8 protein-coding genes are annotated in these 14,066 nt (G+C 72.7%); all 8 read right to left on the bottom strand.

The genetic code is table 11. The features are described from left to right. Positions 1–3: 3 nt before the first annotated feature. Genes ACJOT3_RS00810 through ACJOT3_RS00845 form a run of 8 tightly spaced genes read right to left on the bottom strand, consistent with a single transcriptional unit; the run spans position 4 to position 14,046 of the window. Positions 4–1,380 (bottom strand): FAD-dependent oxidoreductase, encoded by a 1,377-nt coding sequence (locus tag ACJOT3_RS00810; RefSeq protein ID WP_406967647.1) that lies wholly within the window; start codon positions 1,378–1,380, stop codon positions 4–6. Next, entirely contained in the window at positions 1,373–5,779 is a 4,407-nt protein-coding gene (locus ACJOT3_RS00815; RefSeq protein WP_406967649.1) for a non-ribosomal peptide synthetase, read from the bottom strand. The genes ACJOT3_RS00810 and ACJOT3_RS00815 overlap by 8 nt, the downstream gene beginning before the upstream one ends. Further along, a complete protein-coding gene (locus ACJOT3_RS00820) occupies positions 5,776–7,584 on the bottom strand; it encodes an amino acid adenylation domain-containing protein (RefSeq protein WP_406967651.1) in 1,809 nt (602 codons plus the stop codon). The genes ACJOT3_RS00815 and ACJOT3_RS00820 overlap by 4 nt, the downstream gene beginning before the upstream one ends. Positions 7,585–7,627: 43 nt before the next feature. After that, positions 7,628–9,931 (bottom strand): ATP-binding cassette domain-containing protein, encoded by a 2,304-nt coding sequence (locus ACJOT3_RS00825; protein WP_406967653.1) that lies wholly within the window; start codon positions 9,929–9,931, stop codon positions 7,628–7,630. Between the two features lie 33 nt (positions 9,932–9,964). Continuing rightward, positions 9,965–10,996, bottom strand: a complete 1,032-nt coding sequence (locus ACJOT3_RS00830) for an FAD-dependent monooxygenase (protein ID WP_406967655.1) — start codon at positions 10,994–10,996, stop codon at positions 9,965–9,967. Further along, positions 10,993–12,174: a nucleotide disphospho-sugar-binding domain-containing protein gene (locus tag ACJOT3_RS00835; protein WP_406967657.1), complete on the bottom strand. Its 1,182-nt coding sequence runs from the start codon at positions 12,172–12,174 to the stop codon at positions 10,993–10,995. The genes ACJOT3_RS00830 and ACJOT3_RS00835 overlap by 4 nt, the downstream gene beginning before the upstream one ends. After that, positions 12,171–13,010 carry an alpha/beta hydrolase gene (locus ACJOT3_RS00840; protein WP_406967659.1) on the bottom strand — a complete coding sequence of 280 codons (840 nt, stop codon included), beginning with the start codon at positions 13,008–13,010 and terminating at the stop codon, positions 12,171–12,173. The genes ACJOT3_RS00835 and ACJOT3_RS00840 overlap by 4 nt, the downstream gene beginning before the upstream one ends. Beyond that, on the bottom strand, positions 13,000–14,046 hold the full coding sequence (locus tag ACJOT3_RS00845; RefSeq protein ID WP_406967661.1) for a methyltransferase: 1,047 nt from the start codon (positions 14,044–14,046) through the stop codon (positions 13,000–13,002). Before ACJOT3_RS00845 ends, ACJOT3_RS00840 begins: the two co-directional genes overlap by 11 nt. Between the last annotated feature and the right edge of the window lie 20 nt (positions 14,047–14,066).

Below are 14,066 nucleotides of genomic sequence, written 5' to 3' on the forward strand. Positions count from 1 at the left end.
CCGTCAGGCCGCGGTGCCGGACAGGCTGAGCCCGCCCTCCCGCACCCTGGCGAACTGGCCGATGATCTGCTCCCTGTCCCGGTACAGGTCCCGCCCCGCGCACAGCGCGTCCAGCACCGCGTTCGTCTCGCGGTACATGCGGCGGGCCTCGTTGTAGGGGAGGGAGGTGAACGCCACCAGCTGGTAGAGCGGCATGTACAGCTCCGGGTGCTCCTGGTGGAGCCGCCTCTCCAACGACCTGCGGGCCAGAAAGGCCGAGTCGTCGACGTGGGCGGACAGCTCCGCCAGGTTGTCCAGGGACAGCTCGGCGAGCGCGTGCCCGGCCTCGACCCGCGCGTCGCTGTACTCCCGGGCGACGAGTTCCGAGGCGGCGCGGGCCTCGCTCCCGTGGGCGAAGCGGAACTTCTCCAGGAGGGCGGCCAGGGTCGCCGCGTCCTCGAAACTGCAGTTCACCCCCTGGCCGTAGAACGGGACGACCGTGTGGGCGGCGTCGCCCACGAGCACCGTGCGGCCCCGGTGGTAGGGCGCGCAGTCGACCGTGCGGAGCCGTGTCGGCAGCCGCGCGAGGAGACCGCTGTCGACCCGGCTCATCCGGTCGAACACGTCCGGGAACTCGGTCGAGCAGTAGTCGCGGACCGCCTCGGCCGAGTCGAGCCCGGCGAAGTGGGACCGCCGGCCGCTCCCGGTCATCGGCTTGAACAGGCTCGTCGTGAACGTCCGGTCGGGGTTGGGCTGGGCCTGGAGGAAGTGGTCGCCCCGCGGCCACAGGTGCAGGCCGCTCGGGTCCGCGTCCCCGTAGTCCATGGTGATCTCCGCGTGCCCGTGCGCGATGGACCGGTGGGTGACCCGCAGGTGCTCCGGGGAGATGGCGTCGCGGACCGCGCTGTTGGCGCCGTCGCAGCCGACGAGGAGGTCCGCCTCGTGCCGTGTCGTGTGGCCGTCCCGGGCGCGGACCGTCACCGCGGCCCGGTCCGCGTCCACGCCGACGCACTCCCTCTCGTAGTGAATCCGCGCCCCGGCGCGGACCGCCTGGTCGCGCAGCAGGTCCTGGAGGTCCCGGCGGGGGATGGACAGCAGGTGGTGGGTGTCCGACGTCCCGTACGGCTGGGTGGAGATCGCGCCGTTGCGGTGGTGGATGATCCGTTTGGTCAGCACCGTGCCCCGGTGGTAGAGGCGGCGCTTGACCCCGTGGGGAAGGGCGGAGACGCCGCGCGAGGTGAGCGTGAGGTTGAAGGAGTGGCCGGAGCCGACCGGACCGGACTCGGAGGTCCGCTCGAAGAGGTCGACGTCGATCCCCTGGCCCCGGAGCAGGGTGGCCAGGGCGCACCCGACCGGCCCCGCACCGACGATCGCCACCGAGTACGTGCGTTCTTCAGTCATGGCTCGCCTTCCGTCGCGCCTTCTCCGGCCGGGGAACCGCCCCGTGGGAGCGGAAGTACTCGAACATCCGGTTGATCCATCCCGTGTCCTCCGGGGGTAGCGGACAGCCCAGTCCGGCCAGGGACCGCCGTGTCCTGTCGTTGTCGAAGGCGTGGTCGCCGAGCCTCATCACGCCCTCGCGCATGAACGGCACCAGCGGACCGAGCCCCTCGCCCCGGGAGTCGGATTCGGCCCGCTCCTCCAGGGCGGCCATCCAGCGCGCGCGGGTGACCGGTTCGACCGCGTACCCCTGCGCGCGGACGGTGTCGATGACCGCGGGCCACGACAGCCCCCGGTCGTGGAACAGATGCCAGGTCGCGCCGTCCGGTCCGGCGGTCGAGAGGCGCACGATCGCCCGGGCCACGTAGTCCACGGGCAGCAGGTCGACGGCGGGCGCGTCCGGCATGTCCTCGGGGTAGCAGCCCAGGAGCGCGAAGCTCTTCATCTGGAGCCAGAAGAAGTCGTCGTGCCGGCAGGCCCCCGTGCGGTCGTGGCCGCCGATCCGGCCGACCCGGTGCAGCGTGACCGGCAGCCCGGCCTCCCGGGCCTGGAGGGCGAGGTGTTCGGCCACCCACTTGCTCTGCGAGTACCCGACGCCCAGTGACGCGGGGTCCCCCGGAACCGCGTCCTCGGTCACCCGGCCGGTGGTCGAGTCGGGGGGGAAGACCCCCATCGTCGAGACCAGCCGCAGCGGTGTGCGGTTGACGGCGCAGAAGTCGAGCAGCACCCGCAGACCCTCGACGTTCGCGCGCCTGACCGTGTGGTACGGGACGATGAAGTTGATGTGCGCGGCGGCGTGGTAGACCTCGTCCACGGACCGTGCCAGTCGCCCGTACCCCTCCCCCAGCCCGAGTCCCGGCTGTGCCAGGTCGCCCCGGACGACCTCGACCCGGTCGAGCACGGAGGGGTCCAGGGCGAACTTCTCGAACGCCTCCACGAGGCGCCGCCGGGCCCGGTCCCCGGTGTCCGCGCGGACGAGGCAGCGGACCCGCCGCCCGGCCCGGACGAGTTCGTCGAGCAGGTGGCTGCCGAGGAAGCCGGTCGCGCCGGTCAGCAGGACGGTTCCATCGCCCGGCTCCCGCTCGGCGGCGACGGAGAAGTCGCCCAGGCGCGCGTCGTCGCGCAGCACCTGGGCCGTCGCCGTCCGGTCCCCGGTGCCGCCACCGCCCGCCAGGCACCCGGCCATCCCGCGCAGGGTGGGGGTGCTGAGCAGGGCCGACAGGGCGATGTCCGTGCCGAAGCGCCGCCGGACGAGCCGGTGCAGGCGGGCCGCGAGCATCGAGTGGCCGCCCAGGAGGAAGAAGTCGTCGTCCGGGGTCCGCGGGGAGAACCCGAGCAGCTCCGTCCACACCTCGGCCATGGCGAGCACGGACCGGGCTTCGGGCCCGTCCCGGCCGACCGCCTCGGTCAGGGGCGGGTGCGGACCGCCGGCACCCGCGGCGCCGTCCTCGGCCTGCCGGGCGAGCCGTTCCTCCAGGGCCCGGCGGTCCATCTTCCCGGTCGGAGTCAGGGGAATGCGGTCGACGCGGGTGAGCGTCGCCGGGATCATGTAGCCGGGGAGCACGTCGGCGAGCCGCGCGCGCCATGCGGGCGTCGGTTCGGCGGCGGACTGCACGAACGCGTGCAGCCGCCGTTCGCCACCCGACACCCGGGCGATCACCGCGGCCAGCTCCGCGTCCAGTACGCGTTCGAGCGCGGACTCCACCTCGCCCGGCTCGACCCGGTAGCCCCGGATCTTGATCTGGTCGTCGGCCCGGCCGCGGTAGTGCAGGCGTCCGTCCGGCGTCAGCACGACCATGTCCCCGGTCCGGTACATCCGCTGTCCGGGCGGTCCGAGGGGGTCGGGCCGCATCGCGCGCTCGGTCCTCTCCGGCAGGTTCAGGTACCCGGGTGAGATCACCGGTCCCGCGATGCAGAGCTCGCCCTCCACCCCGAAGGGGGCCAAGCGGTCGCCGTCGACGAGGACGCGGGCGTCGACCCCGGGGACGAGCCCGCCGATGGGCGGCATCGCGGGCCAGGCGTCGGGGTCGGCGGCCAGGGTCTCCGCCGTGCACCAGTGCGCCTCGGACGGGCCGTAGGCGTTGATCAACCGCGCGTCCGGCAGCGCTCGGAACATGGCCCGCAGGTCGTCGGTGACCACCAGCCGTTCCCCGGTGACGTACACCTCCCGCAGGTCCGGCAGCGGCACGGAGCGGGTCCGCAGGACCGCGGCCAGTTCGCGGAGCGCGACATAGGGGAGGAACACCCGCTCGATCCGCCGCCCGGCGAGTTCGGCGGCCAGCGCCTCGAAATCGGTTCTGGCGTGCGCGGGCGGGATGACCAGTGTGCCCCCCGTGCACAGGGAGCCCACGAGTTCCAGCGCGAAGACGTCGAAGGCCGGGGACATGTACTGGAGCGTGCGCATCCGCCGCCCGCGGGACATCCACTCCTGGCAGTGCGCGAGGTTGGCCAGTGTGGCCTCGGTGATCACCACGCCCTTGGGGCGGCCGGTGGAACCCGAGGTGTAGACGACGTAGGCGGTGTCGCCGGGCCCCTTGCGCCCGGGCTCGACCGGGGCGGCGGGATCGCCGTCCAGGTCGGCGGGGGCGATGACCTCCAGCCCCGCGGGCAGGTCCGCGCCGGACAGGTCGATGCCGGGGTCGCGGACGAGGATCTCCGCGCCGCTGTCGCCGATGGCGAAGCCCAGCCGCTCCACGGGGTTGCCGGGGTCGAGGGCGACGTAGCTCCCCCCGGCGCGCAGGATGCCCAGGACCGTGGCGACGAGGGCGGGCCCGGGGTGCAGCAGGACGGCGACCGGTGCGCCCGAACGCACCCCCCGCGCGGCCAGGCCCACCGCCGCGGACCGGACCCGCCCGTCGAGTTCGGCGTACGTGGACACGGCGCCGCCGGCGACCAGGGCGGGGCGGTCGGGGGCGGCCTTGACAGCGGCGGTGAAGAGGTCGTCCGTCAGTTGGTCGCCCAGGTCCGGGGAGTCCTGCCGCCGCGAGCAGGACGCGATGACCGCGGCCTCCTCCCGCTCGTCCATCCACGGCAGCTCCCGGACGGGGGTGTCCGGTCGGGCGAGCACGCTCTCGACGAGCCGCCGGAGCCGCCGCACGAGGTACTCCGCGAACACGGCGCCGTCGTCGGTGGTCGAGGTGTGCTCGACGATGAGCGTCCTGCCCTCCGCGGCCTCGTCGACGATGAGCGCGAGATCGTACTTGGCCCCGCCCGAGGTGTACTCCCAGGTCTGGACCCCCCACTCGCGGAGGTCGAGGCCGCGCGCGTCGGCCGGCATCACGGTGATCATCGCGTTGAACAGCTCGCCGGTGCCGTCGCGGTGGCCGCCGCTCTCCCGCAGGCCCGCGACCACGGCCTCCAGCGGGGCGTGCCGGTGCCGGAGCACGTCGAGCACCTCGCGCCGGACGGCCCGGAGCACGTCGTGGGCGGTGGCGTGCTCCGCCAGGCGGTGACGGAGCACGACGGTGTTGGTCAGGTGCCCGACGACCTCGGCGTCCTCCCCGCCCTCGCGCACGGAGAGCGGCATGCCCAGCAGGACGTCGTCCTGACGGGTCTGCCGGTGCAGCAGCACGAAGGCCGCGGCGATGAAGAACATGCCGGTGGTGATGCCCTGCGCGGCGCAGAACTCCCGCACCCGCGCGTTCAGCTCCGGGTCCAGGACCGTCCGGGCGGCGGTGCCGTGGGGCTCCCGCTCCCCGATCGGCGCGACGGGGGCCGCCTCGGGCGCGTCGGCGAGCTTCTCCCGCCAGTAGGCCGGGGTCGCGGCGTCCGGCCCCGGCTCCATGGCGCGCGCCACGCGCTCGCGCCACCGGGCATAGGCCTCCGGCGCCTGCCGCCGAACCGGCGGCTCGGACGCGTCGCCGCGGCCCAGGGCCGCGTAGGCCGCCTCGACCTGGCGCAGGTAGGGCTTCCAGGACATCCCGTCGAAGACGGTGTGGTGGATGTTGAACACGAGCAGGCTCGTGCCCCGGTCCAGGAGGCGCAGGTGGCGGACGTGCGCGAGCGGTCCCGCCTCCAGGTCGAAGACGGTGCGGGCGACCTCCTCCACCTGCGCGTCGATCCACGCCCCCGGGTCCGGCCCGGCCGAGTCCCGCAGCTCGATGACCGGGTCCAGGCGGTCGTGCACGATCTGCCGCAGGTCGCCGTCCGCGTCCGGCTCGAACGTCGTGCGCAGGGAGTCCTGTGCGGCGTGGACCGCGCGCACGGCCGCCGCGAGGCGGTCGTGGTCCAGCCGGACGGGGAGCCGCAGGACCAGGGGCTGGTTGTACGCCGCGGGGTCGTCGGTGCCGTAGGTGCTGGCGAACCACAGCCCGGCCTGGACCGGTGACGGCGGGAGCGCCCGTCTTCCGAGGCTCGTCATCGGGTGCCACCCCCACTGCGCTCGGCCCGAATCCGGGCGGCGATGCCGGCCGCCGTGCCCGCGTCGAGGAGGTCGCCGGGGGACAGCGCGACACCGACGATGTCGTCGAGCCGGGAGCCGAGGTCGATCAGGTGCAGCGACGTGGCCCCGGCTTCGAGGAGCCCTTCGTCGGCGCCGAGCCGCGGGCGGTCCATCACGGCGGCCAGGGTGGAGCGGACGACCTCGACGAGCCCGTCTCCGGGGACCCGCCGCGTGCCCTGTCCGGACTCCCGCCCGGCGGCGAGCCGGGCCCGCAGCTCGCCCCGGTCGATCTTGCCGTTGGCGTTCAGGGGGAACTCCCCGAGGACCGTCACGGTCGACGGGACCATGTAGTCGGGCAGCCTCTCGCGCAGGTGGGCCGTGAGGGCCTGCTCGTCCACCCCGCCCCCGGCCCCGGAGTCGGCCGTGCACCACAGCACGAGCTGTTCCGCGGCCCCGTCGGCGGGGGCCTGGACGACGGCCCGGGCCACGCCCGGGAACGCCTCGGCGGTCACCTCGACGTGGCGGGGCTCGACCCGGTACCCCCGGATCTTCAGCATCTGGTCGCCGCGCCCGCCGAGCACGATCTCGCCATCCTCGGTCCACCTGGCCAGGTCTCCGGTGCGCAGCAGCCTCCGGCCGCCGTGCAGGACGAACTTCTCACCGGTGAGCTCCGGGTCGTCGAGGTAACCCAGGGCGAGGCCCTCCCCGGCGATGCAGTACTCACCGATCTGCCCGGGCGGGCACTCCTCGAAGTCCTCGTCGCGGACGGACAGCTCCACGCCGGGCATCGGACGGCCGACGGGGACCTCCCCCCGCGCCAGGTCCGCCGGTGTGACCCGGTGGATCGCCGTGAGCGCGGAGTTCTCCGTGCAGCCGAAGGCGTTGAACAGCGCGCCGTCCATGACGCCGAGGGCGCGTTCCAGGTGCGCGGCGGACGGGAAGTCCCCGCTGACGATCACCCACCTCGCCTGGGCGAGGGTCTCCGGATGGTGCTCGGCCAGGAGGTTGAAGAGCCCGACGGGCAGGTTGAGCACCGTGGTCCGGTCACGGACGATCAGCTCGGCCAGCTCCCGCAGGGCGGGGACCTCCTGCGGGGCGGCCCGGAGCCGTCCGCCGCGCAGGAGGCAGGTCCAGATGTCGGTGGTCGACGCCGCGAAGCCGGGCTGCGCGAGTTGCAGGAACCGGTCGTCCGGCCCCGGGGTGTAGCCGGTCAGGTGCCGGGAGACGCGGGCGATCCCCCGGTGCGCGATCACGACGCCCTTGGGCACCCCGGTCGATCCTGAGGTGAACAGGACGAAGGCCGGGGCGTCCGGGGCCGGTCCCGCCGGAGGCGCCCCGGCCGGGAGCGCGGCCGCCTCGGCCAGCAGGTCGGATACCGGCAGGGCCCCTTCCCAGGGGTCCCCGGCCGCACCGGCCCGGGTGGGACCGACCACCATCAGGGCGGGCTCCGCGGCCTCGTACATCCGCGACTTGTAGTCGGGCGGATGGACGGGGTTGAACGGCACCACGACGAGCCCGGCCTTGAGGATGCCGAGGAAGAGCCGGTAGGTGGAGAGGCCGCGGTCGAAGTGGACGCCCACGCGCTGCCCCGGCCGCAGCCCGCGGGCGGCCAGGGCCCGGGCGATCCGGTCGGTGTCCGCGTCCAGTTCCCCGTACGTCAGCGTCCTCACGCCGTCCGTGATCGCCTCACGGTGCGCGTGCTCCCGTGCCGTCCTCGCGAACGCACCGGTGATCGTCTCCGAGACGACGGCCCCCGGTCTTCCGGGTGTGGTCGTCGACAGCATTGGCACTCCTCCCTCACAGCTCCACTCGGCACCACTCATCCGGTCAGCCCGGCTCCTTGGCCAGGTACCGTCCTGTCAAGCTGTCCTGGTCGTTGACCAGGTCCTCCGGCCGACCGGTGAAGACGATCCGGCCGCCGTCGTGCCCCGCCCCCGGCCCGAGGTCGATCACCCAGTCGGCGAGCCGCACGACGTCGAGATCGTGTTCGATGACGATCACCGTGTTGCCCGCGTCGATGATCCGGTGGAACAGGGCGACCAAGTTGCGCACGTCGGCCATGTGCAGCCCCGAGGTCGGTTCGTCGAAGACGAAGACCCGCCCGTTGTCGGTGAGCCGGCTCGCGAGCTTCACGCGCTGCCGCTCACCGCCGGACAGCTCGGACAGTGACCGGCCCAGGGTGAGGTAGCCCAGCCCCACGTCCACGAAGGCCCTCAGCCGCTCCTTGACCGTGCCGCCGATCACCTCGACGGCCTCCTCCAGCGTCGTGTCCAGCAGCTCGGTGATCGTGCGGCCGTACAACCGGTAACGGAGAACCTCGGGGCTGTAGCGGCGGCCCCCGCACGTCTCGCACGTGACCGTGACGGGGTCCAGGTAGGCCATGTCGCTGGTCACGCTCCCGCGCCCCTTGCAGGTCGGGCAGGCGCCCTCGGCGTTGAAGCTGAACAGCCCCGGTTTGACCCCGTGGGCCCGCGCGAACTCGTTGCGGATGTGGTCCCAGATCTTGGCGTAGGTCGCGGGGGTCGACCGGGGGTTGATGCCGACCGCGCTCTGGTCGATGACGACGACACCGGGGTGCTGCCCGGGCAGCACCTTCGTGGTCAGCGAGCTCTTCCCCGAACCGGCGACCCCGGTCACGGCCGTGAGGACGCCGAGGGGGAAGTCCACGTCGACGTCGCGCAGGTTGTGCAGGTCGGCCGACCGGACCGGGAGGCAGGCGTCGAAGCGGCGCGACCTGGACGCCGGGAGCGGCTCGGACAGCCCCCTGCCGGTGGCGGTGCCGCTCGCGGCGAGTTCGGTCGGCGTGCCCTCGAAGACGACCGATCCGCCGTGCTTGCCCGCGCCGGGGCCGATGTCGATCACGTGGTCGGCGGCCTCGATGACCGCGCGGTTGTGCTCGACGACGAGGATGATGTTGCCCTTGTCCCGCAGCTGGTGCAGCAGCACGATCAGCCGTTCGACGTCGCGCGGGTGCAGGCCGGTGCTGGGCTCGTCGAACACGTAGATCATGCCGGTCAGGCTCGACCCGAGGTGGCGCACGGTCTTCAGGCGCTGCCCCTCGCCGCCGCTGAGGGTGAGGGAGGAGCGGTCGAGGGAGAGGTAGCCGAGACCGACCGTTTCCATGCGCCGCAGCGCGGCGATCGGCTGCGCCAGGAGCGAGGCGTCGCCGATCGTCCCCTCCATCGCGACGAGCGTGTCCACCAGGTCGGTCACCTGCATCGCCGACAGGTCGGCGATGTTGTGCCCGCCGATGCGCGAGTCGAGGACCGCCCGGGAGAACCGCGTACCGCCGCAGGCGGAGCAGGCCGCCATGTCGACGACCGCCTCGACGTGCTTGCGCTCCTTGGCCTTGAGCGAGTCCAGGCCGGGCTTGATGAACCGCCGCGTGAACCGCTCCACCAGGCCCTCGTAGTCGTTCACCGAGACGTTGCCGAACTCGTCGGGCCGGGCGGTCTGGAAGCCGCCGCCGTGCAGCAGGAGCTCCAGTTTCTCCTCGGGGTAGTCCCTGAGCGGGAGGTCGGCGTCGAACAAGGGCTCTCCGAGGCGGGAACCGGTCCGGTCGACGTGGTGGTGGGCCGTCGCGTAGCGCTTCCAGTAGTTCGTGCCGACAGCGAAGTTGGGGTGCCGGATCGCCCCCTCGTTCAGGGATTTGGACCGGTCCAGCAGCCGGTCGATGTCCAGGCTCAGGACCTCGCCCAGCCCTTCGCACTCCGGGCACATCCCCTCCGGCGCGTTGAACGAGTAGGCGGTCGACTCGCCTGCGCTCGGACTTCCGTACCGGGAGAACAGGACCCGCAGCATCGGCTGGACCTCGGTGAGGGTGCCGACCGTCGAGCGGGCGTTGCGGCCCAGGGCGCGCTGGTCGACGACGATGGCCGGGGCGAGGTTCTCGATGTACTCGAAATCGGGGCGCTCGAACTTCGGCAGCCGGTTCCGGATGAAGAGCGGGAAGACCTCGTTGAGCTGGCGCTGCGACTCTTTGGCGATCGTCTCGAAAATCAGCGACGACTTCCCCGACCCGGATACTCCGGTGACCACGGTCAGCGCCGGGGAGGGGATTCGCACGGTGACACCGTTCAGGTTGTTCGCACGGGCCCCGTGGACGACGAGTTCCGGCCTCGTACCGTTCACCGCGTTCTACCTTCTTTCATGGTCCATTGCCGGTCATTCGTGGGATCGGTGATTTCCGAAACGCCCCCCTCTGGTCAGGAGGCTGGCCGCGAACCGGCTCAGCGGAAGGTCGAACACGTCGTCCACCTGGGAGAACCATGCGGCGCTGACCCTGCCCAGGCCCTGGAACCGCTCGATGACCGGACGACGGGTCTCCTCGTACAAGGAAAGCGCCCGGGGGAGGCTGTCGGCGGCGGCCAGGCTCTCCACCAGCGTGGAGGCGTCCTCGAAAGCCAGGTGGGTGCCGCTGCCGATCGAGTAATGCGTCGTATGCGCGGAATCACCGACCAACACGATATTACTGCGCGACCACGGCCGTACCACCCGTTCTCTGAATTTCCGCCAGCCGAATTTTTCCCGATCCGGTTCGGGGTGAACGGGAAGGCCGAAAAGAGCACTGAGATCGGCCGGGGTGAGCGCCCTTTTGCCTTCCACCAGAAAAGTGCTGGCAGAGTCGCTGAACGGGTACGTGTGCGCCATATAACAGCCGTCGGACGTCGATTCGGCCAGGAAGGTCAGCATGTCGACGGCCTGGTCGAGACCGAGCCAGGTGTAGGGCGGGCCGACCTCGCGGACCGTGGCGGTGAAACCGGCCCGGTCCGCCAGCGAGCCCGCGCCGTCCGCGCAGACCACGAGGTCGTAGGAGCTGGAGAGGGCGGGCAGCTTGGGCGCCTCGCGCTCGCGCAGGACCACGCCCTCCGCGTCGCACGCCTCCCACAGCAGCCCGTTCAGCGTGGAACGCGCGATCGCCGCCATCGGCGGGGTGGCCGCCAGCGTCGTCAGCTCGCCGCTCCTGCCGACGCTCGTCTTCTCCCAGCGGGCCATGTGCAGGGCGACGGAGTCCGCCAGGTGCGGCACGGCACCGCGGAGGAGGCCGAGCGATTCCGCGGGGATGATCACGCCGAAGCCCGCGGTCTCCCACCGGTTCCGCTCCCACACGACGGCGTGGTCCGCCACCCCGTACCGTTTGAGCAGCAGCGCCGTGAACAGTCCGGCCGGTCCTCCGCCGATGACCGCCACCCTCACGACACCACCTCGCCCCGCTCGGCGACGATGGACGAGATCTGCGCGGCCACGGTGCGCACCGGCGGCATGTCCTCCATCTCGCGCCGGACCGCGACCGCGGCCTCGCGCTTGGCCTGGGAGGTGAGCACGTCGGCGGCGGCCTTGGCGAGTTCGGCGGCGTCCAGCGCGGTGGGGTCGAGCACCGCGCCCGCGCCGCGCGCTTCCACGGTCAGGCCGTTGCTCATGCTGACCGTTCCGGGCAGGGGGATCACCAGCTGCGGCAGGCCCGCGGCGAAGGACGTCATCAGGCTTCCGGCACCGCCGTGGTGGACGATCGCGTCCGACTGCCCCAGGGCGAACCTCAGCGGCAGCCATTCCTCGACCCGCACCCACGGGGGCAGCGGGTCCGGCAGGCGGTCCAGGACCGCCCCGCCGGAGAGGACCACCGCCTCGCACCCCGTCCCGTCCAGTGCCTCGATGACGCGGCGGTAGGTGTCGCCGGCCAGGGCCTCGGTGGTCCCGCAGGTCAGGATGACGCGCGGCGCGGCGCGCTCGCCGAGCAGCCACGGGGGCACGTCTCCGGCGCCGTTGAAGGACCCGTACCTCATGCCCAACCGGTGGCGCGGGGTCCCGTTGGTCCAGGGCAGCTCGGCGAAGTTCCGCAGCGACGGCGGCAGCACGTCCACCTCGACCTCCGCCTCCGGAACGCTGTCGGGCAGGTCGTCCCGGTTCGCGAGCATGTGCTCCAGGGCCGGGGCGAACGTGGGCAGCGGGGTCCCGTAGCCGTGCAGCACCCCCACGGCCCCGAGGGCGCGGGCCGCGACCAGGCCGCCGGCGTGGATACCCGGGTACACGACGGCCCGCGCACCCCACTCCCGGCCGATGCGGAGCAGGTCGTCGAGCATGCGCAGCCCCACGTCGCCGAAGAAGGTGCCGTGCACCCGCAGGGCCTGCGCGTCGTCCGCCGCGTGTCCGGACTCCCCGCGCGCGATGACGCCGAGCAGCCGGTCGTAGGGCTCGCGGGCGTCGAGCCGCCCGCCCGCGTCGACGGTGGTGAGCCCCGCGTGGCGGGCGGCGTCGGCGGCCGGACCGGTGGTGGCCACCAGGACGTCGTGGCCGTCCAGGGCGAGCTGCTGGGCCAGCGGCACCAACGGCAGGAGGTGGGACACGACCGGCATCGAGGTGAACAGGTACTTCATGAAGAGGAGGTCACCCTTCCCACATGTTCCAGACTGAGCCGACCGAAAGCGGTCGCGGGGTCGCACAGGTCCAACGGCAGGTCGAAATGGTCCCGGTCGGCGATGACGCGGGAGACGACCGGGAGGGCGGAGGCCGCGAGGCGGGCCTCGTACTCCTGCTGCTGGCGCAGGTAGGTGCGGGTCTCGTGCCGCCCGGCCGCGAGGAGGACCGCGTCGCACCGCGGGGCCGCCATCCACAGGGGGCTGCACCGACGCGCGGTCCCGGGGGTCAGGCCGAGGGCGTCGTTGACGTAGGTGTCCGGGATCTCGGCCAGGTCGTACAGGCCGCTCAGCAGCAGGGCGCCCCGGGCGCGGGGCGTCGCGGGGTCGGCCAGCGCGCACGCGAGCAGGTGGGCGCCCGCGCTGCTGCCCGCGACGTACACCCGGTCCGGGTCGAGACCACGGGACGGTCCGCTCTCGGCGATCCAGGCCAGGGCCCGGCTCACCGAGGCGATCATGTCCGGCAGCGTCCGCTCCGGCGCCAGGCCGTAGCCGACGGCGACGTAGGCGAAGCCGTGGGACACGGCGTTCTCGGCGGCGAAGCACGCGTCGTCGATGCCCGACTCCTGCCAGTGCCCGCCGTGCACGAAGACCAGGACGGGCGCGGGGCGACCGGGGGCGCCGGCCGGGAACACGTGGCACAGCTCGCCGGGCCCGTCCCCGTAGGGCACGGACTCCTGGACCCGGAGACGGCTCCGGGCCGCGTCCCCGCGTTCCCGGTACAACCGCAGCGACCGCTGCGGGTCGCGCGCCGCGGAACTCGGGGAGTACTCCAGGTCGAGGCGTTCAGAGGGCATCGGGCTTGCTCCCCCCGATGACGCCGTGCGGCGTCCACCCGTTGCCGCGGGTGCGCGTGATGTCGGTGAACCCCGTTTCCCTCAGCCAGGCCTCGTGCTCGCACCACTGGTAGATGGTCGCCTCCTCGGCGGGCAGCGTCGCGAAATAGACGTTGTCCAGGGCCGCGTAGAGCGGTCCGCGCCCGTCGTCGTCGGCGAACGCGTTGAAGACCGCGACCCTGCCGCCCGGCCGCAGCGCGTCGTACGCCTTCTTGAGCAGCTCGCGGTTCTGCTCCGGGGACCAGATGACGAACTGGTGCGCGAACAGGACGAGGTCCGCCCCTCGCGGCCAGGGGTCGGAGAACATGTCGCCGACGACGACGTCGACGCGGTCGGAGAGCCCGGCGGCGCGAATGTTGTCCCGGGCCACCTCGGTGGCGCCCTCCAGGTCGAAGACCGTCACCTTCAGGTGGGGGTGGGAGCGGGCCAGGGCGATGGCGTTGACCGCGTCACCGCCGCCGACGTCGAGCACGGTGGCCGTGTCGCGGAAGTCGACCTGGTCCAGCAGCACCGGGTTGGACAGCTCCGACCACGCGTGCATGCCCCGGAAGAACAGGTTCTCCAGCTCGGGCGACTGCTCCAGCCGGGTGTACAGGTCGTTGCCCCTGCCGGGCAGGTGCTTGAGCCCCTCGTTCTCCCCGGTGCGCAGCGACTGCGCGTACTCCGTGGCCGGGAGGTAGGAGAGCCTCTGCTGGAATTCGAGGATGTTGCGGATCAGCGGCCATGTGCCGTCCTCGATCGCGTCGCGCAGGGGAGCGCTCGGCACGTAGGCCCCGTCCTCGCGGTCGGTGAGCCCGAGCGCGGTGGTGCCGAACAGCAGCTTGCGCGCCGACTTCGCGGGCAGGCGCAGCCCCTCGGCGACCTGGTCGCAGGTCGCCGGGCCGTTCTGGGTGAGGTACTCGAACAGCTGGAGCTCGGAGGCGGCCCGCAGCTGCTGGAACGCGGAGAACCCGAAGATCAGCGGAACGAGGGGGCTGAGGTCGGCTTTTCCCGTCATGTTCTGGCTCCGATCGGTTC

The sequence above is a fragment of the Nocardiopsis protaetiae genome, assembly GCF_045446735.1.
Lineage (GTDB): Bacteria > Actinomycetota > Actinomycetes > Streptosporangiales > Streptosporangiaceae > Nocardiopsis > Nocardiopsis protaetiae.

What these genes read in the sequence shown, in the direction of transcription:
- ACJOT3_RS00810 (WP_406967647.1), bottom strand. Translation starts at nt 1,380, where the DNA reads ATGACTGAAGAACGCACGTACTCGGTGGCGATCGTCGGTGCGGGGCCG.
- ACJOT3_RS00815 (WP_406967649.1), bottom strand. Translation starts at nt 5,779, where the DNA reads ATGACGAGCCTCGGAAGACGGGCGCTCCCGCCGTCACCGGTCCAGGCC.
- ACJOT3_RS00820 (WP_406967651.1), bottom strand. Translation starts at nt 7,584, where the DNA reads ATGCTGTCGACGACCACACCCGGAAGACCGGGGGCCGTCGTCTCGGAG.
- ACJOT3_RS00835 (WP_406967657.1), bottom strand. Translation starts at nt 12,174, where the DNA reads ATGAAGTACCTGTTCACCTCGATGCCGGTCGTGTCCCACCTCCTGCCG.
- ACJOT3_RS00840 (WP_406967659.1), bottom strand. Translation starts at nt 13,010, where the DNA reads ATGCCCTCTGAACGCCTCGACCTGGAGTACTCCCCGAGTTCCGCGGCG.
- ACJOT3_RS00845 (WP_406967661.1), bottom strand. Translation starts at nt 14,046, where the DNA reads ATGACGGGAAAAGCCGACCTCAGCCCCCTCGTTCCGCTGATCTTCGGG.